This window comes from Luteibacter aegosomatissinici (assembly GCF_023078495.1).
Lineage (GTDB): Bacteria > Pseudomonadota > Gammaproteobacteria > Xanthomonadales > Rhodanobacteraceae > Luteibacter > Luteibacter aegosomatissinici.
In genome coordinates this window covers 3,397,839-3,419,032 of record NZ_CP095742.1, presented here as the reverse complement: position 1 = coordinate 3,419,032, position 21,194 = coordinate 3,397,839, and the positions used below count along the sequence as shown (strand labels likewise).

At 64.7% G+C, this 21,194-nt stretch carries 24 protein-coding genes; 12 read left to right on the top strand and 12 right to left on the bottom strand.

Annotated elements, in window-relative coordinates:
- The first annotated feature begins 101 nt into the window (after positions 1 to 101).
- Positions 102 to 584, top strand: a complete 483-nt coding sequence (locus L2Y97_RS15360; protein WP_247428233.1) for an FKBP-type peptidyl-prolyl cis-trans isomerase — start codon at positions 102 to 104, stop codon at positions 582 to 584.
- A gap of 129 nt (positions 585 to 713) precedes the next feature.
- On the opposite strand, the gene L2Y97_RS15355 is transcribed toward L2Y97_RS15360, so the two are convergent.
- Positions 714 to 1,781, bottom strand: coding sequence for a phospholipase A (locus tag L2Y97_RS15355; RefSeq protein ID WP_425492771.1), 1,068 nt, complete (start codon positions 1,779 to 1,781; stop codon positions 714 to 716).
- Positions 1,782 to 1,925: 144 nt separating this feature from the next.
- Complete coding sequence (locus L2Y97_RS15350) at positions 1,926 to 2,477, bottom strand: hypothetical protein (protein WP_247436991.1); 552 nt, start codon at positions 2,475 to 2,477, stop codon at positions 1,926 to 1,928.
- Between the two features lie 114 nt (positions 2,478 to 2,591).
- Here L2Y97_RS15350 and L2Y97_RS15345 point away from each other — a divergent pair, with 114 nt between their 5' ends.
- Entirely contained in the window at positions 2,592 to 3,860 is a 1,269-nt protein-coding gene (locus L2Y97_RS15345) for a winged helix-turn-helix domain-containing protein (protein ID WP_247428230.1), read from the top strand.
- Here L2Y97_RS15345 and L2Y97_RS15340 read toward each other — a convergent pair whose 3' ends face one another.
- The gene (locus L2Y97_RS15340) at positions 3,861 to 4,331 is read right to left on the bottom strand and encodes a hypothetical protein (RefSeq protein WP_247428227.1); all 471 of its coding nucleotides are present in this window, start codon (positions 4,329 to 4,331) and stop codon (positions 3,861 to 3,863) included.
- A gap of 339 nt (positions 4,332 to 4,670) precedes the next feature.
- On the opposite strand from L2Y97_RS15340, the gene L2Y97_RS15335 reads away from it, so the two are divergent.
- The 5 genes from L2Y97_RS15335 (at position 4,671) to L2Y97_RS15315 (ending at position 7,645) form a co-directional block, all read left to right on the top strand.
- Positions 4,671 to 4,880 carry a cold-shock protein gene (locus L2Y97_RS15335; protein ID WP_036111834.1) on the top strand — a complete coding sequence of 70 codons (210 nt, stop codon included), beginning with the start codon at positions 4,671 to 4,673 and terminating at the stop codon, positions 4,878 to 4,880.
- A gap of 338 nt (positions 4,881 to 5,218) precedes the next feature.
- Positions 5,219 to 5,422 (top strand): transcription antiterminator/RNA stability regulator CspE, encoded by a 204-nt coding sequence (cspE, locus tag L2Y97_RS15330; RefSeq protein ID WP_216161052.1) that lies wholly within the window; start codon positions 5,219 to 5,221, stop codon positions 5,420 to 5,422.
- A 103-nt stretch (positions 5,423 to 5,525) separates the two neighbouring features.
- A complete protein-coding gene (locus L2Y97_RS15325) occupies positions 5,526 to 6,377 on the top strand; it encodes an alpha/beta hydrolase family protein (protein WP_247428225.1) in 852 nt (283 codons plus the stop codon).
- A 73-nt stretch (positions 6,378 to 6,450) separates the two neighbouring features.
- Positions 6,451 to 7,326, top strand: a complete 876-nt coding sequence (locus L2Y97_RS15320) for a pirin family protein (RefSeq protein ID WP_247428222.1) — start codon at positions 6,451 to 6,453, stop codon at positions 7,324 to 7,326.
- A 13-nt stretch (positions 7,327 to 7,339) separates the two neighbouring features.
- The gene (locus L2Y97_RS15315; protein ID WP_247428219.1) at positions 7,340 to 7,645 is read left to right on the top strand and encodes an Mpo1-like protein; all 306 of its coding nucleotides are present in this window, start codon (positions 7,340 to 7,342) and stop codon (positions 7,643 to 7,645) included.
- A 26-nt stretch (positions 7,646 to 7,671) separates the two neighbouring features.
- Here L2Y97_RS15315 and cqsA read toward each other — a convergent pair whose 3' ends face one another.
- The 4 genes from cqsA to L2Y97_RS15295 form a co-directional block, all read right to left on the bottom strand.
- Positions 7,672 to 8,931 carry an alpha-hydroxyketone-type quorum-sensing autoinducer synthase gene (cqsA, locus tag L2Y97_RS15310; protein WP_247428216.1) on the bottom strand — a complete coding sequence of 420 codons (1,260 nt, stop codon included), beginning with the start codon at positions 8,929 to 8,931 and terminating at the stop codon, positions 7,672 to 7,674.
- A 281-nt stretch (positions 8,932 to 9,212) separates the two neighbouring features.
- Positions 9,213 to 10,250, bottom strand: a complete 1,038-nt coding sequence (locus tag L2Y97_RS15305) for a response regulator (protein WP_247428214.1) — start codon at positions 10,248 to 10,250, stop codon at positions 9,213 to 9,215.
- Positions 10,250 to 11,632 carry a sensor histidine kinase gene (locus tag L2Y97_RS15300; protein WP_247428211.1) on the bottom strand — a complete coding sequence of 461 codons (1,383 nt, stop codon included), beginning with the start codon at positions 11,630 to 11,632 and terminating at the stop codon, positions 10,250 to 10,252. Before L2Y97_RS15300 ends, L2Y97_RS15305 begins: the two co-directional genes overlap by 1 nt.
- Before the next feature lie 13 nt (positions 11,633 to 11,645).
- The gene (locus L2Y97_RS15295) at positions 11,646 to 12,035 is read right to left on the bottom strand and encodes a cytochrome c (protein ID WP_247428208.1); all 390 of its coding nucleotides are present in this window, start codon (positions 12,033 to 12,035) and stop codon (positions 11,646 to 11,648) included.
- A 65-nt stretch (positions 12,036 to 12,100) separates the two neighbouring features.
- On the opposite strand from L2Y97_RS15295, the gene tcdA reads away from it, so the two are divergent.
- Entirely contained in the window at positions 12,101 to 12,919 is an 819-nt protein-coding gene (gene tcdA, locus L2Y97_RS15290; RefSeq protein ID WP_425492770.1) for a tRNA cyclic N6-threonylcarbamoyladenosine(37) synthase TcdA, read from the top strand.
- Here tcdA and L2Y97_RS15285 read toward each other — a convergent pair.
- Positions 12,916 to 13,974 (bottom strand): aminotransferase-like domain-containing protein, encoded by a 1,059-nt coding sequence (locus tag L2Y97_RS15285; RefSeq protein ID WP_247428203.1) that lies wholly within the window; start codon positions 13,972 to 13,974, stop codon positions 12,916 to 12,918. The two genes, tcdA and L2Y97_RS15285, sit on opposite strands and share 4 nt — an antisense overlap.
- A gap of 20 nt (positions 13,975 to 13,994) precedes the next feature.
- On the opposite strand from L2Y97_RS15285, the gene L2Y97_RS15280 reads away from it, so the two are divergent.
- Positions 13,995 to 14,249: a GIY-YIG nuclease family protein gene (locus L2Y97_RS15280; RefSeq protein ID WP_247428201.1), complete on the top strand. Its 255-nt coding sequence runs from the start codon at positions 13,995 to 13,997 to the stop codon at positions 14,247 to 14,249.
- Here the strand turns inward: L2Y97_RS15280 and L2Y97_RS15275 are convergent.
- The gene (locus L2Y97_RS15275; protein WP_247428199.1) at positions 14,231 to 14,707 is read right to left on the bottom strand and encodes a DUF3224 domain-containing protein; all 477 of its coding nucleotides are present in this window, start codon (positions 14,705 to 14,707) and stop codon (positions 14,231 to 14,233) included. The genes L2Y97_RS15280 and L2Y97_RS15275 overlap by 19 nt on opposite strands.
- A 30-nt stretch (positions 14,708 to 14,737) precedes the next feature.
- Between L2Y97_RS15275 and L2Y97_RS15270 the strand changes: the two genes are divergently transcribed.
- From L2Y97_RS15270 to L2Y97_RS15260, 3 genes are all read left to right on the top strand, one after another.
- A complete protein-coding gene (locus tag L2Y97_RS15270) occupies positions 14,738 to 15,595 on the top strand; it encodes a 2OG-Fe(II) oxygenase (protein WP_247428197.1) in 858 nt (285 codons plus the stop codon).
- An 88-nt stretch (positions 15,596 to 15,683) separates the two neighbouring features.
- Positions 15,684 to 17,924: a M1 family metallopeptidase gene (locus L2Y97_RS15265; protein ID WP_247428195.1), complete on the top strand. Its 2,241-nt coding sequence runs from the start codon at positions 15,684 to 15,686 to the stop codon at positions 17,922 to 17,924.
- Between the two features lie 8 nt (positions 17,925 to 17,932).
- Complete coding sequence (locus tag L2Y97_RS15260) at positions 17,933 to 18,829, top strand: hypothetical protein (RefSeq protein ID WP_247428193.1); 897 nt, start codon at positions 17,933 to 17,935, stop codon at positions 18,827 to 18,829.
- Between the two features lie 762 nt (positions 18,830 to 19,591).
- On the opposite strand, the gene L2Y97_RS15255 is transcribed toward L2Y97_RS15260, so the two are convergent.
- The 3 genes from L2Y97_RS15255 to L2Y97_RS15245 all read right to left on the bottom strand — a co-directional run bounded on the left by L2Y97_RS15255 (position 19,592) and on the right by L2Y97_RS15245 (position 21,048).
- Positions 19,592 to 20,134 (bottom strand): GNAT family N-acetyltransferase, encoded by a 543-nt coding sequence (locus tag L2Y97_RS15255; RefSeq protein ID WP_247428191.1) that lies wholly within the window; start codon positions 20,132 to 20,134, stop codon positions 19,592 to 19,594.
- A gap of 17 nt (positions 20,135 to 20,151) precedes the next feature.
- On the bottom strand, positions 20,152 to 20,601 hold the full coding sequence (locus L2Y97_RS15250; protein WP_247428189.1) for an SET domain-containing protein-lysine N-methyltransferase: 450 nt from the start codon (positions 20,599 to 20,601) through the stop codon (positions 20,152 to 20,154).
- A gap of 114 nt (positions 20,602 to 20,715) precedes the next feature.
- Entirely contained in the window at positions 20,716 to 21,048 is a 333-nt protein-coding gene (locus tag L2Y97_RS15245; protein WP_247428187.1) for a ComEA family DNA-binding protein, read from the bottom strand.
- Positions 21,049 to 21,194 lie beyond the last annotated feature (146 nt).

The window sequence follows — 21,194 nt, the reverse complement described above, 5'->3', positions numbered from 1 at the left end:
GCGGGCGCCCGGATTTGCACCGAAGAGGCCTCTCCCCTAGCCTTACGGGGCAGCGAAGGCGAATTCCCCCTTCATCCCCCCTTACCCAGAGCGAGAATTTCATGCAGATCGGCAATCGCAACGTCGTTTCCTTCCATTACACGCTGACCGACGACCAGGGCAACGTGATCGATAGCTCGGAAGGCCGCGAGCCGCTCGCCTACATCCACGGTGAAGGCCACATCGTCCCGGGCCTCGAGAAGGCACTTGAAGGCCGCCAGGCTGGCGACCAGTTCAAGGTGGATGTCGCCCCCGAAGAAGGCTACGGCCCGCGCCATCCGGAGCTGATCCAGGTCGTGCCCAAGGCCGCCTTCCAGGGCGTTGATAACCTGGAGGTCGGCATGCAGTTCCAGGGCCGCAACGACCAGGGTTCGATCAACGTCACCGTCTCGAAGATCGAAGGGGACAACGTCACCGTCGACGGCAACCACCCGCTCGCCGGCCAGACCCTGCATTTCGCGGTGGAAATCACCAATGTGCGTGAAGCCAGCGAGGAAGAACTCTCGCACGGTCACGTGCACGGCGAAGGCGGCCACCACCACTAAGGTGGCGGCGTGATTGCGCGCAAGCGCGCTCCTACACAGGCACGAATCGGCAATGTAGGAGCGTGCTTGCACGCGATAAAGCCAACAAAGCGGTAAAGCCGCACACCTTGGCTATTCTCGCCCCCAGCCTCAATACCAATCCAACAACGAAACACCCACCCCCAGGTACGTTGCCCGGTGGTTGTAATCGATCAGGCTCTCGCCATACCCGTTGAACACCTCGAGATAACCGCGCAGGTTGTTCACCACCGGGAAGCTCCACGTACCCCGTAGCGAGCCATGCGAGCGGTCACCCGTCCGGAACGAATGCCGCGCCGTCAGGGCGAACTCGTTGCGGCCGACCTCGTGCACCACCTGGATTTCTCCGCGCCCCATGTAGTCCTGGATATCCGGGTTGTCGTCGTCCTTGCGTGCCTCGGGGATGCGCCACCACGGCCGCAGCATGACCGTCCAGCCCTCGCGCTCGAAGCCAAAATCGGCCACCACGCGGTTCCAGCTGCGCGATAGCGGATCGGCGCGCCCATTGGACTGGTGGTTGATGCCGATGCTGGCAAGGCGGCCATCCCAGCCCAGGATGCTGTAGTGCGTGCTGAATACCAGCAACGCCTCCGGCTCGTAATTCGTTTCGCGGAAGGGGCGGGAGTTGTCCTTGTTGTAGACCTGCCAGCGCGAGGACTGGGTGTAACCGACCCACAGGTCGCCGTTATCGCCAAACAGGTTCTCCGCGGCCTTGGTTTTCAGGCTGATCTGGAACTTCGACTCGACGTTATCCAGCTCCTGGGGCGTCGATACCGTGTGGTCAGGCGCGGGGCTGTGCGGCGTGTTGTTCTGGTTGTTCGTTGCGAAAAACGGCAATACGTAGGTGGGTTTGTACCCACGCAAGTTCAGCGTGCCCAGTTTGGATTCGGGGGACAGTTCCCACCGGCTATCCAGCAGTGACAACGGGCGGGAGACATTGCCCGATTCACGCGTGGCCAGATCGACGCTGACAGATTGGCCCTTGGCGTCTTCCTTTTTTGCCGCCTGCGGCATTTGCGTGCGGCCCACGGCCTTGTCATAGCAAAGCAGGCGCTGCGAGTCGGTTTCAATGGCCGAGCACGCACGAATATCCATCGGGCTCGGGTTCTGTGCCAGCGTGGGCGCCGCGTGCAGCAAGGCAAGCGCGCTGACCGCGCCTACGGCGTGGATTCGTTTCATGCGGTGATACTCCTTGGCCGTCCGCCCTGGCGGCAAGCCGCGAGTGTATCCGCCGCAAATGTATGGGGCGCGTGCAAGCGTCCCATTCGTTCAGGAAGGCAAGCGGGAATCGGCGATACCGAATCCCGCCTGCTCCGTTACGCGTTACTGGCTACCCGCACCCGAATGGGCCACCCACTTCGTGTACTCGGCCTTGCTGATGCGCCCATCGCGGTTGCTGTCGGCGTACTGGAAGTCGTTCGCCAGCAGCGGGTAGGCCGATGCCTGTTCGGCCGTGATGTAACCCTTGCCGCCCGAAAGCGTCTTGAAATCGGGGGGCGGGCCGGCCGGTTTGGGGGCGGCCGGCCCGCTATTGACCTGCACCTGACCCTGCGGCGTCGCCATCGACGTACCGCTGGTCATGCCGGCAGCGCCCGTATCACCCGGGGCCGGGGGAGCCGGTGGCGCGGGCGGCGGCGGGGGCGGAGGCGGTGCGCCCGCTGCCGGTGGTGGCATGCCCGCGTTACCGGCCGGCGGGGGCGGTGGCGTTGCCTCGCCAGGTGGCGGGGGCGGCAGTGCTTGCGACGGATCCGTGGGCAGGGTCTGGCCGGGCGGGGGAGGCGGCGGAGTCTGGTCGGCGGGAACGGTCTGGGCGAACGCCGTGCCTGCCAGCAGCAGCGAAGCGCCCAGGGCAACGGCGCGTACTTGCATCTTCATCGAAAGCCTCCTCTCGTGAGCGTGGTGGGGCATAACGGGCGCGGCCCGTGACATCGTTGCCGACGCTAGCAAGGAACGATTTAATGGTGGCCCAACTGCCAGAAGGCCTCCACCGTGGCGTCACGCGTATCCGACGATCCCTCCACAGGCCCCGTGTTTCGCCTTTCGCACCGTTCCGCCCAGTTGCTGCACCTGGAGGCGCAGGGCCTGCTGAAGCGCGCCACGCGCAAGGCGCGAAAAGCGGACGTGGCGGCAACGATCGCGCGGATGGGCATGCTTCAGATCGATACGATCAATGTGGTCGCTCGAAGCCCTTACATGGTGCTGTTCTCGCGCCTGGGCAGCTATCGCAACGAATGGCTCGACAACGCGTTGGCCGACGGGCAGCTTGCCGAAGCGTGGGCCCACGAGGCTTCGTTCGTACCCGCCGGTGAATTCCATTACCACCGCGACTACCGGCTGGGGCGCGCAGGCCACTGGGCACAGAAACTCGCCGAGCGCACGCACGCCGAAGCGCGGGCCGACATGGATGCGCTGCTTGAGCGCATTCGTACGGAAGGGCCGCTCATGGCGTCGGATTTCGAACGTGACACACCGGCAAGCAAGGGCTGGTGGGGTTGGAAGCCTGAAAAGAAATGGCTGGAGGCATGGTTCGCGCTGGGCAAGCTCATGGTGCTCCGGCGCGAACGCTTTCAGCGCGTGTATGACCTGGCCGAACGCGTGGTCGCACGTTGGCCCGAGCCGCCGTCCGCGGGCACGTTGGACGAGAACACGGTGCGCGCGCATTTCATTGCGCGAAGCGTCCAGGCGCTCGGCATCGCGCCGGCGCGGTGGATCGCGGACTATTACCGCCTCAAGCCCAGGGTCACCGACGCGGAACTCGAGCCCTTGCTTGCCCAGGGCACGCTGTTGCGGGTGGACGTGGATGGTTGGGACGAACCGGCGTACGTGCATGAGAGCCATGTTGGCCTGCTGGAGAAGGCGGCCGCGAACGCATTGCGCGCCACGCGCACGACGTTGCTATCGCCGTTCGACCCGGTGATATGGGATCGCACGCGGGCGCTCGAGCTGTTCGGCTTCGAATACACGATCGAGTGTTACACGCCGGCCGCGAAGCGGCGCTACGGTTACTACGCGCTACCCATACTGCACCGTGGGCGCCTGGTGGGGCGGCTGGATGCGAAGGCGCACCGCAGTGCCGGGTTGTTCCAGGTATTGGGTGTTTGGCTGGAGGAGGGAGTGCCCCTCTCACCCGCCCTGGTGGAGGGCATCGCAGCGGCGATATGTGAATGCGCGGCATGGCATGGCACGCCGCGCGTTGCCGTGGAAGGTGCGCAACCGAAAGGATTGCGCACCCAACTCAAACTGGCCTGCGCGGGCTGATCAGCGCGTGGAGGCGGGGGCGGGGGTATCGGCGCACGATTTGCCGTGGAGGGCATCCTTCAGCTGCGTCGACAGCGACACACAGCGGTTCTGCAACTGGTCACGCATGTCGGGATCCTGCGACTGGCGCAGCAGGCTCTCACGCATCATTTCGTAGCGGGGTTCGATCTGGTCGCGCGAAAAGACGCCTGCCGCCAGGTGGCAGCTCTTGTAGCTCGCCAGGTACTCGTCACACGCGGCGATCCCCGTGCTGTTAGGCAGGGGGCCGCCCTTGGCGGCGGGGCTGGCGGGGCTGGTCGTCTTCCTGGACGCGGGTACGCTCGTGACGGTGGTGGTCGCGGTTCGCGAGGTCGACGATGGCGTGGCCGTCACGGTCTGGGTGGTGCTGGGCTTGGGCTTGTTGTCCGAGCAGGCAGCGAGGGCGATGGCGCAGAAGGCCAGCGGGGCAATGCGGTTCAGGATGGTCTTCATGGTGGTAGGTCCCCCTTGCGGAGCCTTGGTCGATGGTGGGCCAAATCGCACCGGGGGGTGCGACGCGACCAACGATTTGCCCGATGGCGGGTGAACGTAACGTTATTGCGTTAGCACGAACGGGAAATGAGGGCAAAGCGCTCCATCGCTATTTTCCGCGGGGACAGGTATGATCCGCCCGCTGTGTTTGCCGGGGTCATAGAGTTCCGTTGACCCGATGCCGCTGATCACGGATCTGCCACATCGCTTCGCTCCTCGCGTTTCCTTGCACACCAGTAAGCGGCAACTGTCTAAAAGTTGCTGGTTATTCAATTAGTTATTCCGTTTGGAGTGTTACATATGTCGGATCGTGAAATCGGCACCGTGAAGTGGTTCAACGACGCGAAGGGCTTCGGCTTCATCTCGCGTGAGAACGGCCCGGACGTTTTCGTCCATTTCCGCGCCATCCAGGGCAACGGCTTCAAGTCGCTGGCCGAAGGCGAGAAGGTCTCCTTCAAGGTTGTCAACGGCCAGAAGGGCCTGCAGGCTGAGGAAGTCCAGAAGGCCTAAGCCTTCGGACAACCCGTCTGAATGAAAAGCCCGGCGCAAGCCGGGCTTTTTTTTGCGCGAGATTTCCGCTGCGCTCCTAGGAAAATCCCTGATTTCGCGTTTCCTTCACGCCTACGTGCGTGATGGGTGTCAAAAAAACGTCCTATGTAGGCATTCCCCTACAGAATCCTCGCCGAATGTGGTTATGATCACTCGTACTGTGTCTGCGCGGTCACGCGAGTGACCCGATGTGCGCGCGTTCGTTGATCACGCTCCATCGCCTCACCCGGTCCTGCATGCCCAGTAAGTCGCCGGCTTTTCGAGCCGGGTTTTCGAGTGCGAGTCTAGAGGTGTGTGTGATGGCAACAGGTACGGTGAAGTGGTTCAACGATGCGAAGGGTTTCGGCTTCATCACCCAGGACGGTGGTGGCCCCGACGTTTTCGTGCATTTCCGTTCCATCCAGGGCAACGGGTTCAAGTCCCTCCAGGAAGGCCAGAAGGTTGAGTACGAAGTGACCCAGGGCCAGAAGGGCCCGCAGGCCGACAACGTCGTGCCGAAGTAAAGCCTTTGCGGCTGGCATCGTCCAGTCAGCGTTGAAAGAACCTTGGCTCCTCCGGCCCCTGTCGCCGGAGGAGCCTTTCCATTTTCAGGGACTCGTGAAACGCATGAGTGAACCGGTGGAAGCAACGCGCGCGGCGATACCGCTGCGCATGACGGATGGTGCGCGCGCCGACCTGCTTTTGTTTCACCCCACGGGTACGCCGCGCGCCTGCGTGTTGTGGGTTCCCGCGCTTGGGGTGGCAGCCCGACATTACGAAGTCCTGGCCAGCGCCCTCACGCAGCAGGGCATCGCCGTGGGCATCCACGAGTGGCGCGGGCACGGCTCGAGCGACCAGCGGGCGAGCCGGCAGTGCAACTGGGGGTATCGCGAACTGCTTGGGGATGACCTGCCAGCCAGCCTCACGGCCATGGCGAAGACGTTCCCGGCCATCCCGCTCTATGTGGGCGGACACAGCCTTGGCGGGCAGCTCGCCACGATCCTTGCTTCGATCCACGTCGAGGCCGTCAAAGGTATCGTGCTGGTCGCCAGCGGCTCGCCGTACTGGCGTCGCTTCCACCCCTGGGTAGGCCTGGCGTACGTGGCCGCGCCGTTGCTGGCCAGCATCGTTGGCCGCCTGCCAGGCCGACAGATTGGCTTCGGCGGAAACGAGGCGCGCGGTGTCATTGCGGATTGGGCGCGCAGCGGTAGAACCGGGCGCTATGCCGCCCGGGGAATGGGCCTGGACGTAGAAGCTGCCATGTCCGGGCAGCGTGCGCCGGTGCTCGCCTTGCGGCTGCGCGACGATTGGCTTGGCCCCGAGCCCTCGCTACGCTTTCTTCTCGATAAGATGCCCCGTGCAGCACAGACGCTGGATGTGATCGGCCCGGAAGACCTCGATGGTGCGAAGGCGGACCATTTCGCCTGGATGAAGGCGCCTGCTCGCATTGCCACGCGTATCGCCGAGTGGCTCGGCTGAACCGCCTGCCGAACGTGCAAGGCAGGTGACCACGCATGCGTTACGCTGCGTGCGTGATCAACGGAGCCCTGCCATGACCACCGAATTCATCGACGGCAAACCGCGCGACCTGGGCGATGGCTTCAAGGTGCGCCGCATGTTGCCCCACCTGAAGGCACGCCACGTGGGTCCCTTTGTATTCTTCGACCAGATGGGCCCGGCCGATTTCAGCGAAGACACCGGCATGGATGTCCGGCCGCATCCGCACATCGGTTTGGCCACCGTGACGTGGCTGTTCGATGGCGCGATCCGGCACCGCGACAGCCTGGGTAGCAACGTCGATATCCATCCAGGTGACGTGAACTGGATGACCGCCGGACGCGGCATCGCGCATTCCGAACGCACGCCGCCCGATGAACGCCACCGTGGCCAGAAGCTGCACGGCATCCAGGTGTGGGTTGCGCTGCCGAAGACCCACGAAGATATGGCACCGGAATTCCATCATCACCCCGCGGCTGCGCTACCCAAGGTGGATGTCGAAGGTGGGCGCCTTGTCGTAATCGCCGGCGATGCGTTTGGTGCGATATCGCCAGTACGCGTCTTCGCGCCGATGTTCTTTGTCGAGGCGCGGCTCAAGGCGGGCGCGCGGTTGCCCATGCCAGCGCAGCACGCCGAATGGGGTGCGTATGTGGTGGAAGGGGCTGCAAGCTTTGGAGGCCTCGAACTCAATGCACTCGACATGGCCGTCGCGCACGATGGCGAACCGCCGGTGCTTGAAGCAACGCAGGATTCCCTCGTGATGCTTTTCGGTGGTGCGCCACTCGATGGCGAGCGCCACCTGTGGTGGAATTTCGTTGCCAGCTCAAAGGACCTGATCGAGCAGGCCAAGGCCGACTGGAACAACCGGGCCGGGCGCTTCCCGGTCGTACCCGGCGACGAGCACGAGCGGATCCCACTTCCTACGTACTGACGCGGAGCCTTCCATGGGTACCTTCGCCACGTTTCGCGAGTTCTATCCGTTTTACCTTGGCGAGCACGCTGACGTGCGCTGCCGCCGGCTGCATTTCGCCGGCAGTTTGCTGGTCATCGTGGCCGTCCTGCTTGCCTTCGCCACCGGCCACATGGCGTGGCTCTGGCTTGCACCGGTGGGCGGCTATGGGTTCGCATGGATCGGCCACTTCGTGTTCGAGAAGAACCGCCCAGCCACCTTCAAGCACCCGCTTTACAGCCTGATGGGTGACTGGGTCATGTTTTGCGACATCCTGCGCGGGCGCGTCACGCTGCGCTGAACCTGGCGGACGCGCGCCGCGCAGCCTCAGGCCACCTCGGCAGCGGCGCGGGCTTCCTCCTTGCGCAGCCGGCGGCTCGCGCTCCACTCGGGCAGGTTCATCTCGCCCCGCGCATTGCGGCAGGCATCCAGCAGGTGCTGCACGGCGTGGTCATCCATGCCGGCATTCAGGGTCAGCCGTAGCAGCGAGCGGTTCACTGTCGTTGCCGGTGCGCTGAACACCGAGCCGAACACCCCATGTTTCTCCATGACATCGCGCACGTGGCCGGTCAGGATTTCCTGGCCCGCTTCGAAGGCGATGATCTGCTCGGTGCCGTCGCCGATGGGGTAGCCCATGGCAGTGAGTTCGCGGCGTACATACCGTGTTACGTCGCGCAAGCGCTGGCGCCGCCAGGTCTCGGTCTGGATCACCTTGTGCGAAGCGGATAGCCCGGCGAGTTCATGGGGAAGAAGCGACGAACTGAAGATGGCTGGCAATGCTTCGCAACCAAAGTAGTCCTTGAACCGGGTCGTGCATGCGATGAAGCCGGCGCGCGAGCAATAGGCTTTGGCAAGGCTGGCGGTGATGAAGTGGACGCGGTCGTTGAGCCCAAGGCTGGCGACGAGCCCTTCGCCACGCATGCCGTGCGTGCCGAGTGAATGCGATTCATCGACGACGAAGACGCATCCATGCGCTTGCGAAAGTTCTGAGATTTCTCGCAGCGGAGCGAGGCTGCCGTTGGTGCTGTACACGCTATCGACCACGATGACGCCTGGCCCGTTTCGCAGCAATTGCCGCTCCAGGTGCTGCACATCGTTATGCAGGATGGACACGGCCTTTGCGCCTGCGCTGCGGATGCCTTCCCACAATGACGCGTGGGCCAGCATATCCACGTACACGGGGACGCGTTCCCCGGCGATGGACTGGATGAGGCCCACGTTGGCGGCGAATCCGGACTGGGCCAGTATGCCGTCCTCGCTGCCGACGGCACGCGCGAGTTCGGCCTCCGCCTGGTGCAGGGGCTGGTCGGCATCCTGTTGGAACAGTGCGGACATCATCATGCCCAGCCCACCCGCGGCGAGCGCAGCGCGTTGCGCTTCCACGATGGCCGGATGGCCAGCGATGGCAAGGTAGTCGTTGCTCTGTAGCATCAGGTCGCGCGCGGCGGGCTTGCGGCCACGTAAAATGTGACGACCACCCCAGTCGATGGCGACGCGTTCGCGGTGAAATCGTTCTACCCGGCGCTGGACGAACTCGGGTAGCTGCGGCGCCTTGACGATGGGGTGGAGGACGGAAACGTTTTCCATGGGGGCTCTCTCTCGTTGGCTTTAAGGGCAGGCGATATCCACGGCGTCGTTTCGCAACGACACGCGCACGCCGGCCTCGCCTGGGGCAGGCGCGAAAACGAGAGAGGCAATCCGCGCCGGCCTGAACGGCCTGGGCGCGAGCCCTGCCAAATTGGTGAGAGGGCCGCGCCGGCAAACGATGCTGCCGCGGCGACCACGCCACGAGCATATAGGCATGCGCACCCCTTGGCGCCGGTGGATCCGGCACCTGGGGTGTCAGCAGGACGCTGTTAGGGATTGGGTCAGATAAAGCGCGGGCGGCTGTCGGCCGACAGGCTCAGGTCTTGCTCGCGCAGCCAGCTGCGGTACGACTTGACGTGCTGGAGGCGGAAACGCTCCACGTCATCGATGAGCGCGTAGTAGTACCACTGCTCCCCGGATACGGCCGTGGCGGGGTACATGTGCGCTTCGGGGTTTTCCACGCCCTTGTGATAGAACCCGTCGCGCGAGTTGAACCAGGGCAGGGCCTCGCCGCTTCGCAGTGCTTCGAGTACGGCCGAGGGTGCCCCCAGGTCCGATGCGATTTCGTAGTGCGTGCGGAGGTCTTCGTCGGTTTGCACCAGCAGGAAGCGGCCTATGCCCCACGCGTCGACGAGCAACAGGCCCGTGGGGTTGCAGTGCACATAACATTCCACCGGCTGGAACGTGGCGGTAACGCTTTGCAACACATCGCGGAAAGCGGGATCGCGCAGGAAACGGAAGTTGCCGAGGGCAAGGGTTTCCGCGACGAATGCGCTGGCGCGTTCGAAATAGCGCCGTTGCAGCTCCACGATGGCGGTCTGCAGCTTTTCGATCGCCAGGGGATCGTTCTTGCGGATGAAACGGTCGATGACCCCCGAATTGAACGCATCGATCGCCGTGGCGTCATCGGCGCGACCGGTCAGCAGGATCTTGCCGATGTGCGGATTCGGCAACCGTTTGCAGAAGGTGATGCCATCCATCTCGGGCATGGCCTGATCCACCACGACCACCGAGATCTCGGCGAAGCGTTCAGGGTCGTAGACCACGCGATGGATGGAGTCGATATCCAGCGCCACAAGTTCCTGCGTTTCGGACGGGCGGTCTTTCCAGCGGTAAAGCCAGCCACCGCCGGGAACCGGGCGGCTCCCGTTATTGCCCAGCGTGGCCAGCGCGCTGCGCGGCGAGCTGAACGTACGTACCCGGACCATGGGGTCGAGCAGCAACGGGACGACATCGAGGTATTCCTCGTGGTCATCCACAAGTACCGTGGTCGTCGGGAAATGGAAGGGCTGGATATCGCCCTGCGAGTTCAGCGTCATCACTGCCGGACCCCGGCCTCCGTAATCGGGAACGTGAGAGTGAATTCCGTGAATTCACCCAGATTGGTACGGCAAACGATGCCTCCGCCCATATGCTCCATCGCCGCGCGACAAAAAGCGAGACCTATCCCGAGGCCGGTTATGTTGCCCGTACCCGCGCTATCGCTCGAATACGAATAAAAACGATTGAAAATACGGGGAAGTACGTCGGGCGGGATGCCTGGGCCGGTATCGTGAACCCTGACGTGATTGCCGTTTTCGCCTGCTTCTATATACACCTTGATCTCGCCTTTACCAGCACGGTCGGTATGAAACAGGGCGTTACGTAGCAGGTTGAACAGGATGTGGACCACCAGGGTCTCTTCGCCCAGGAGGGGAAAATCGCCCGTGGGGGAGAGGGTGATCCGTTCGCGCTCGGCCCGGGAGCCGTAGGGGAACCGGCGCAGGGCCTGCTCCACGCAATCACGCGCGCCCAGCAGGCTCAGGGGCACCTCGCCGATGGGGCGTGCCGAGAGCAGCAGCATGTCGATGATGGTGTTGGCGTAGGTGACCTCGCGCTCCATGACGCCGATGCTGCGTTCCAGCGCGTGCAGGTTCTGGGTTCGCATTTCAGGCACGGCCAGGCCCTCGCTTTCGGCCAGCCGGTGGCTGCGGATGAGGTCGGGCATGTAGCGGGCGACCGCCCGTGCCGCGATACGCAGGGAGCCCAGCGGCGTGCGCAGCTCGTGGGCGATATTGTTGGAGGTGGCTGTCAGGGCATCGATCCGGCTTTGCTCGGCCATGTTGGACGAAACCGTGCAGGTCGCCCCCCCCACGATGCCGAAGAGCAGCAGCGGGATGTATTCCAGCATGGTCTGCCCGTGCAGCTCGGCCCCCGGCGACAGCGCGAACGCCAGCCCCGCGAGCAGGCTCCCGGTCGTGAAAACGAGCAGGAAACTCACGATATCGAACAGCATCATGAGCAGCATGACGCACGCCATGTGGGTCATCAGCCATGGCGGCGTGGCATTGCGCAGGGTCATGTAGCCGACGAAAAACGGCATTGCCACGGTCATGGCGAAGTACCAGTACGTGGGGAGGTAGGCACGCAAGCGCCGTGGCCACCACGGCAGCAGCGCCAGGGGTATGAACGTGGCGCTGCATGCCAGCCGCATGGGCAGGTTTTCGTACGGCTGCGGAAACAGATAGGCCCAGATCGGGTAGTAAACGGCCAGCGAAAAGCTGCCAACCACGCCGATGGCCACCATCTTGGGCTGCGAGTAACGGGTGCGCAGCCACATGGTGGTTTCGAAGCGTGCCAGCGCCCGCAACAGCAGCCATAGCTGCAGCTTCAGGAAGGGTTGGCGCGGTGGCGGCTGGTCGTCCGGCGAGGGCATGGGCATGGGTGGGCGCCGGTCAGCGGTACTGCTGGTGGCATGCCGAACAGGCATCGCCGACCGGCTTGAGGGCGGCGGTGAGTGCCTCACACGTGGCCGGCTGGGCAGCGATAGCCGAATCCAGGGCGGTGCTGAGCGCGCCTGCGGCATGGCTGAATGCCGGGTCCGTGCCCGGGAACGCCTCGGTGATGTCGCCGGCCTCCTGGCGAAGGCGGCCCAGACGCAGCGCGGAGGCCTTGGCATCGCACTGCTTTGCCCGCACGTTCGCCCGTAGCGCACCCATGTGGTGCTGCATGACCGCCATGACCCCGTCGTGGAACGGCGTGCCCTGGCGCAGGGCGGAGATCGCGAACGTGGCGCCCAGCGCGCCTATGGCGAGGCCCAGCACGACAAGGAGCAGCGCGCGCATTGGTTTTCCATGGCTTAGCGTGGCCGTCAGCATAGCCGACGGGCCTGTTGTTTCAATATGAGATAATGCACACACATTCCCACCCAGAGATTCATGTGAGCACGGCCCAGGCCGAGCGTTTCGCTGGCATCGAGCGGCTCTACGGCCGCGGCACCCTGGACCGCCTCGCCCAAGCGCACGTGTGCGTCATCGGCATCGGCGGGGTAGGGTCGTGGGCGGCCGAGGCGCTGGCCCGGAGCGGGATCGGGCGGCTCACGCTCATCGATGGCGACGATGTCTGCCTGTCGAACACGAACCGCCAGCTGCATGCCCTGGACGGGCAGTACGGCAAGCCGAAAGTGGGTGTGATCGCCGAGCGCGCCCATGCCATCAACCCCACCATTCGGCTGGAAGGGATGGAGCGGTTCCTCACCCCGTCCACGCTGGATGAGTTACTGAACCGCAATTACGACGTGGTGATCGACGCGTGCGATGCCATGAAGGTGAAGCTGGAGACGATCGTGTGGTGCCGTCGCCGCAAGGTGCCCCTGGTGACCGTGGGATCGGCGGGCGGTCGCACGGATCCGACCCAGGTGCGCGTCCGCGACCTGTCACGCACCGAGCACGACGCCATGCTCAGCATGATTCGCAAGCGCCTCCGCCAGGAATACAACTTCCCGCGTAACCCCGATCGGTTCTTCGGCGTCTCCGCGGTGTATTCGCTCCAGAACGTGCAGTATCCCCAGGCCGATGGCAGCGTGTGTGGCATCAGGCCGCCCGGCAGCGATGCGCTGAAGCTCGATTGTGGCGGCGGCCTGGGTGCCGCGACCCACGTGACGGGTGCGTTCGCGTTTGCCGCTGTTGGCAAGGCGCTCGAGAAACTTACGGCCGCGAAGAAGGCCTAAAGCACGCTGGCCAGCGTTGCGAGCGCCTGTTCCAACCGGCCGGGGCCCTCCTCGGCGCCCAGGCATACCCGGAGCCCGCGGCCGGTGCCACCCTCGGCGTTGAACGGCACCGGTGGTGTCACCAGCACGCCGGCGGACCGTGCCCGGTCGTAGACGGCATCCGCGTCGTCACGGGGCAGCCAGGCGTGCATGCCGCCGCTGGTGCGCAGGCGCTCACCGAGGATCTCGCGGGCCAGCAGGTTGCGGTCGCGCATCGAGGCCGCAAGCGTGTCGAGCAGGCTATCCGCCGTGCCGTCAGCCATCCAGCCCGCCACGATGGCGGGCAGGAAGGGGGCGAGACCGTCGGTGGCCAGTTGCAGGGACTCGGTCAGGCGGTGGTGCGTGCCGTCATCGGGTGCCAGCAGCCAGCCGATCCGCAAGCCGGGACCCAGCACCTTGCCCATGCCGCCGGCGTGCAGGACCCGCTCCGGTGCCAGTTCGGCCAGGGCAGGGAGTGGATCGCCGCCTTGCCAGCCAAGCGCGGCGTACACATCACCCTCGATCAGGGTAAGGTCCAGCCGTCGCGCCACCTCGACGATGGCCTCGCGCCGCTGCAACGACATGGTCGCTGTCGTGGGGTTGTGCAGTGTTGGCTGCACATAGGCGGTACGGGCGCCGGTTCGGTGCACCGCCTCTTCCAGCGCATCGGGGCGCATGCCTTCATCGTCCATGGCGACCGCCGCGGGCCGGACACCATGGGCCAGGACACCCAGGCGAAAGCCATGGAAGGTGAGTTCTTCCATCAGCAAGGTATCGCCTGGCGCACAGGTTTCTTCCAGAGCGAGCACGAGCCCGTGCCGCGCCCCGATGGTCAGCAGCAGGCGCCGCGGGTCGACCGCAGCGAACCCGCTGTGGCGCCGCATCCACCCGGCGATGGCCTCGCGGACCGCCAGGCCGCCTTCGGGCGCCGGGTAAGCAAGCAGGCCATCATCCAGCGGGAAGCTGGCCAGCGCTTCGCGCAGGCGGGCGACGGGGGCGGCACGCAGCGGGAGGTTTACGGCGAGGTCGTAGCTCATCGGGGCATTATGCTTTGGGTATGTGGTACGTCTATCTCATCGAATGCCGGAATGGCAGCTGGTACGCCGGCATCACCAATGACCTCGATGCGCGTTATGCCGCGCACGCGGCGGGCAAGGGCGCCCGCTATACGCGGGCTAACCCGCCCGTGAAACTGCTTGGCGCCCGGGCGTTCCCCGATCGCTCCGCCGCCTCGCGCGCAGAGTACGAGATTAAACGCCTGCCCAAGGCAAAAAAGCTGGCGTGGCTGGGCGCTCAATCAGGCAGTGAGTAAGCCAGGTCGTAGCTGTGCGCGCCATCCGGCCCGATCTCGATGGCGAAGGTGCCCGAGATGCCTTGCAGCTCCTCCGAGCCCGTATCCGGCACGATCGTGATCAGCAGTTCGCGACCGCCGTTAGCCTGCACGCCACGATGAGCGAGGGCGAAGCTGCCCTTCTTGCCGTCCACCGTGCCGGTGAAGCGCTCCACCGCCACGTAGACGCCGGAATCGACCTTTTCCACGCTGGATGCCGTGAGCATGGTGCCCCTGGATGTACCGGTCATGCCGCCATGGAAGGTTTTCTCCAGGCTCATCTGCCCCAGCACGGATCCGGGCCCGGTATCGGGCTGGCCGGTCGGGGCGATCTTCACGTCGAAACGGCCCTTGGCGTGGTGCGTCATGCTGGCTCCCCAGGCAATGGTGGTGAAGGCGAATACGGCAGCGACGAACGTGGCGCGGACGATGGACTGCATGGAACCCCCCGGTCGATGCACAATGGCGCCATGCAAGCACGCCGACATACCAAGGTTACGCCGGATTGGCATCGCTGGATCGGCGAGGCGCTCGCCGGTGGCAATGCCCCCGCCGAGCTGCTCGCCACCATGAAGGAGCATCAATTCGACGAGCGCGTGGCGCGCGATGCGATTGCCGATGCGGTCTTTGGTGGCGCCGCGCCGCCATGGGCGGACGATGCCGGTGCCCATGAATTCACCAGCCGGCTGGCGCCTGGGCATGTCATCCATGCGCCCGATCGGGAGATCCGTGTCCTGGTGCGCGTGGCCCGCCCGGTCATCGCTGTCCTGGATAACGTGCTCGATGCCGCGGAGTGCGATGGCCTCATGGCCATGGCTCGTTCCCGCCTGGCGCGCTCCGCCGTGGTGTCGCCCGATTCGGGAAGTAACGCTGTGATGGACATCCGTACCAGCGAGGGCGCGTATTTCCACCGTGCCGAGAATGAGCTGATCCAGCGCATCGACGCCCGCACGGCGGCGATCATGCAGCTATCGGAGGAACACGGCGAAGGGCTGCAGGTCATGCGCTATGGCGTCGGCGGTGAGTACATGCCGCATTTCGATTATTTCGCGCCCGACCAGAAGGGTAGCGCCCCCCATATTGCCACCGGAGGCCAGCGGGTCTCCACGCTCATCATGTACCTGGATGACGTACAGGCCGGCGGCGAAACGATTTTCCCGCGCATTGACTTCAGCTATGTGCCACGCAAGGGCCAGGGCCTGTATTTCGAATACGCGGCCGCCGATGGCTCGCTGGATCCGCTGTCACTTCATGGCGGCGCGCCGGTGATCAAAGGCGAGAAATGGATCGTCACCAAATGGATGCGCGAGCGCGAATTCGCCGGCTGACGACTTGACGGCCACCCGTGACCTCTGGCCTATATCGGGCCTGTGAGTCGTCCAGCAATCTCGCTGGATTCAAGGGGAGGGTGGAAGCATGCGCCGCGAGGCAGCCAGGGTCGTACGTCTTGTCATCGCGGGCGCGTTTTCTTGCGCCACCGCCGCCTGGGCCCAGAGCCCGCCGGCACCCACGGCGCCACCGCCGGCGCCTGCCGCGGCCAGTACGGTCGCCGCGCCCGCCGTCCCTGTCGAGATCCCTTTCGCGTCGCCGCACGCCGCGTACGTGCGCACGCCGAGTGCGCCTACGGCATGGGGCGGTCCGCGTACCGGTAGCGAAGCGACGCTATCCGACCGGGTGGTTTCGTACCGCATCCAGGCCAGGCTCGATCCTGAGAAGCACACCGTCGACGGGCAGCAGCAGCTGACGTGGCGTAACCGCAGCGACCGGCCGGTCTCGGCGGTTTTCCTGCACCTTTACCTCAACGCCTTCGAAGGTGAGGGCAGTACGTTCTTCAGTGAGCGCCAGGTGCTCGCACCCGACGGCGGCTCGCGCGGCGTGGGCAAGGTAAAGAAGGGCGAATGGGGCTACATCGACCTGCAGCATGTGGAGCAGGATGGGGCCGCGCTGAAGTGGCGCTACGTCCACCCGGATAACGGCCCGGCGACGGATCACACCGTGGTACGCGTGGACCTGGCCCAGCCGGTACCCGCCGGTGGCAGTGTCACGCTCGACATGGCGTTCCACAGCCAGTTGCCGCGGGTCATCGAGCGCACGGGCTACGTCGGCAAGTTCCACCTGGTAGGCCAATGGTTCCCCAAGATCGGCGTCCTGGAACTGCCCGGTGAACGTGGCGCGACCGAGCCGCGCTGGAATGTCCACGAGTTCCACTTCAACAGCGAGTTCTACGCCGACTTCGGCGAGTTCGATGTACGCATGACGGTACCCAAGGCGTACACCGTCGCTGCGGTGGGCGAGCAACAGGGCGATCCCGTGCCGGAGGGCAACGACCTTACCTGGCATTTCATCCAGGCCGATGTGCACGACTTCGCATGGATGGCCGCGCCAGACTTCAAGACCATTGAAACCACCTGGAACGGCCCGGGCAGCCCCACGGTCAAGGTCAAGGTGCTGTACCCGGCCGAATACGAGGTCGATGCGAAGCCGGTACTGAAGGCCACCACGGATTCGCTGACCTACTTCTCGAATACGCTGGGCGCCTACCCGTACAAGACGATCACGGGCGTGATCCCCCCGTTCAACGCCAGCGAAGCGGGTGGCATGGAATACCCGACGTTCTTCACGTCGGATAACGCGAAGGACCTGAAGCCGAAGACACTCTCGGAATGGTTCATCGATTTCGTCACCATCCATGAGTTCGGCCATGGCTACTTCTACGGCTTGCTGGCCTCCAACGAATTCGAAGAGCCCATGCTGGACGAAGGGCTGAACGAATACTGGGATGAACGCATGCTGCGCGAGCGCAAGCAGGACGTTTACCTGACGAAGCCGATCTGGCAGTTCTTCGGCGTGGAACCGCCCATCAACGTGTTCGCGCTGGAACGCATGATGGCCACGCTGGCGCATCCCGGCGATCCGCTGGGCCAGAACGCGTGGGATCGCCTGTCGAGTTCGCAGTACGCCACCGTGTATTCGCGCACGGCGACGGCCATGCACGACCTCGAAGAGCGCCTTGGAAAGGATGTGACGGAGAAAGCATTCCGCCAGTACTACGCGACCTGGCACTTCCGTCATCCGGGCATCGGCGACCTGCAGGCCACGCTGGCCGAGGTATCGGGGAAGCCCGATGTGGTCGCGCAGGTGTTCGACCAGTATGTCTACGGTACGGACCGCATCGATGACCAGGTGAAGGACATCACGAGCGAGGAAGTACTGCCGCTGGCCGGCACCTCGGTGAAGGATGGCAAGCGCGTGGAGCTGTCGAGCGACGATAACGATGAAGCGATCGACAAGAAGCGCGATGCATGGAAAAAGGCGCACCCCGATGCAAAGCCGGGCACGGGGCCGTTTCCGTACCGCACGATCGTGACCGTGTGGCGCGATGGCGCACCCGTGCCGCAGGTGTTGAAGGTGACCTTCGCGGATGATTCGGTGGAGACCGTACGCTGGGATGACCAGCGGCGCTGGGCGCGTTTTGAGTTCACCAAACCGGTGAAGGCCAAATCCGCCGAGCTTGATCCGGAGCAGAAGATCTACCTCGACAGCAACAAGCTCAACGACAGCCGCACGGTGGAGGCGAACCACGCCGCGACGCGCCGCTGGACTTCGGACTTCGCCGCCCTGTTCCAGGGCATCTACAGCCTGCTGGTGACCCTATGAACGGCCAAGTGAAACGCTCCGCCATCGCTGCACTGGGCGCCGGGGCCCTTGGTGGCTTGCAGTGGCGCGTGCTGTTGCTGTGGATCCTGGTCACGTTGCTGCCGACGCTGGTTGTCGCATTGCCGTTCTGGGCCCTGCTGGATGGCATGCTTGGTCACAGCGTGCATGCCGACCGTTTCGCCAGCCATTTCGACGGGCTGATGTTCGCCGACGTGATGGCAGGTCTCCGCGACAATCGGTGGACGGGCATGGCCTTCTTCGCCGGCGTGCTGGTGACGCTGGCGATTTCCCCGTTCCTTACCGGCATGGTGGTGGCGGGTGGCCGGGCGGGCAGGGCGCTTAGCTTTGGCTCGTTGCTGCAAGGCGGCGCCACGGAGTATGGCCGCATGCTGCGCCTGCTCATCCTGTCGCTGGTGCCTTACATTCTGTTTGGGTTGGCGGCGAACGGTTTGTCGTCGTTCGCTTCCGATAAGGGTGATGCTGCGTTCCTGGAATCGGATGCGGACATGTGGGCACACGTGGCGCTTGGCGTGACGTTGCTGGTGTTCGTGATCGTGCAGTGCATCGTGGAGTCGGCGCGTGCGGCGTACATTGCGGACGTGACGTTGCGCTCGGCGTTTCGTGCCCTGGGCCGCGGCTTCATGCAGTTCCTGCGCCGCCCGTTCGCGACCTTGCTGGTGTACCTGGTGATTACGCTGGTGGGGGCGATCCTGGCGGTGCTGGTGGCGTCGTGGCGTGGGCATACGACGGCGGCGGGTAGTGGCGCGTTGGTGGCGTTTCTGATCGTGCAGGTGGGTGTGATCGTGGTGGCGTGGATGCGGACGGCACGCTTGCTGGCGCTGTCGCGGCTGGCCAACGTGAACCCGCACCGCCGCCGCCGCACGGATTTCGCACCGGCACTTTGATGGTGTGTTGATTGACCAGCGCGACGGCTCGCCTTCGGCCTCGCGCTGGTTATGCGGTTCATTCGCTTTCGCGAATGTATGGGACCAGCGGCTTGCGCCGCCGCGTGCTTGTGGGCTTGAGGCCGAGAGCCGTCGGTGCCCACCCTCGCTGCTCAGACAGGTCCTCCGCGTTCGTACCGGAGTGCGCCTGCGGCGCATATGTACTTAATTGGCCTACGGCCGCTCTCTTGTGCGGAACTCGCATCGAGGGTGGGCACCGACGACTCTTTTGACCCATGAGGTTGGGTGGTGGGAGAGCCGGTGCGTTGTCTGCGGGTCGATTGGTGCGTTCGGACACGTGCGGGCGGACAGCGGCTTCGTCTGCGGACAGCGGACAGCGTGCGGCGCGCATCGGCAAACGCGGCGTCTTGACGGCGTTTGCCGCTCGTCGCGCGTTGATGCGATAGGACGTCATCGCTGCGTGGGCTGATCGCGCGCAAGCACGCTCCTACACGAACTTGGCGCATCCATTCCTCAGATCGCGGCACCCCGTGTAGGAGCCCACCCTGTGGGCGACATCTTTTCGCCAGGCGCGCACGTCCTGCGGCGGTATCGCGAAAGCTGTCGGCCACAGGGTGGCCTCCTACGACGGCTCTGCGCCTCAAAACGACCAGCGCCAGGCGGCGCAAGCCGCTAGTTACATGCATTTGCGAAAGCGAATGAACCGCATAAAAAAAGGCCGCGATTGCTCGCGGCCTTCTCATATCCTCACAGCAAGGGGCATCACCCAGCGCGACGAACTTCCCGGTGCGGCGGGTAGTACGCGAACAGGTGCGTCGCGCCGCCCAGGAAATCGATGTTATCGATGTGCTCGCCACCCAGGCGTTCCGCCACGTGGTCGGAGGCTTCGTTGCCGATGCGCACCAGGCTGATCACACGCTGCGCGTGCATCTGGTTCCATGCGAAATCCAGGATGGCCGAGCCGGCCTCCGTCGCATAGCCATGGTGGCGGTGCTCCGGCTTCAGCATCCAGCCCAGCTCCAGGTCCGGCCAGCCCTCAGGCTTCATCAGGCCCGCACGGCCGATGAACTCGCCGGTGTCCTTCAGTTCGATCGCCCACATGCCGCAGCCGCGCAGGGCCCAATGGCCGAGCAGCATGGCCATGGAGCGCCACGCATTCATGCGATCCAGCGGCTGGCCGTCGCCGATCCAGCGCGTGCTTTCGGCATCGGCCAGCATGCTGGCGTAATCGTCGAAGTGGCGTTCGGTGAGAGCCGTGAGCCGCAGGCGCGGTGTTTCCAGGACAGGGATATCTGCAGTTGCCATCGAGGTGACCAGAAGTTTCAACCGAGCAGGGCAGCCAAAGCGTGAGTGCTCACGCGGAGGCTTTCCTGCCAGGACAAGCCGGTTATTTTCTCACCAGTTTGGGCATCGGCAAAGGCCTCTACCTGGCCTGGCGCCAGAAGGTGTCGGTAATCCACTGTAATTTCAGTGCCTTGCGGCAAGTCTTTGGCAGCAAATATAAATCCGAGGTGCCAAAGCCCGGTGGGCTGGAAGCTGTGATTGACGTAGCACTCATCCGGCCAGTCCGGGGACATGGTGTAGCGGTCCTCGAACCAGCGCGCGGCGGAGTACAGGTCTGGTGACGCCTGGATATCGGCCCAGCGGTAGGTGCGGTCGATCTCGTCGGGCGCGGTGACAATAGCCCCCGCGGCCACGAACTCATCGACAAAAAGCCCCTTGCCGGCCCCTTGGATGGTCGACTCGGCAATGCGGTAACGCGGAAGGATCATTGGATCTTCTTCGCCCCAGTCCGTGCCTGCGGCCCCCCGGCCCGGCATGGGGCGCGAGTGTAGCGCGTTGGGCGATAAGTGGAAGGGCCGCCCGTATGAGCGGCCCTTCTTGCTTTAGCCATCGTCCTCCGTCGCGGGTGCCTTTTTCCCCTTGCCGGCCCTGGCAGCGCGCGGCTTGGTGGCTTTCCCTTCATCGAACTGGATGGCATCGCGGTTGCGATCCACCAGGGATGGACCGATGCCCTTTACCTCGGTGAGCTGATCGGCCGAGCTGAAGGGGCCGTTGGCCTCGCGCCAGGCGACGATGGCCTGCGCCTTGGCCAGGCCCACGCCATCCAGCGATTGGGCAAGCGTGCCGGCGTCGGCCGTGTTGATGTTGACGGGCGTGGAGGCAAAGGCGGGGGCCGCCAGCAATGCGGCGGTAAGGAACAGGTGGCGAACGGACATGGATGGCTCCTGGAAAAGCGCGCCCGGATGGCGCTGGGGCACTTTGCGCTGACACGGTGTGCGCGCTAAGCGGCGTATCCTGCGACGTTGCGTAGGGCTCCGGAGCCCGGCGGTGAAGGTCCGGGCCGACACGCCGCGGGCCTTCG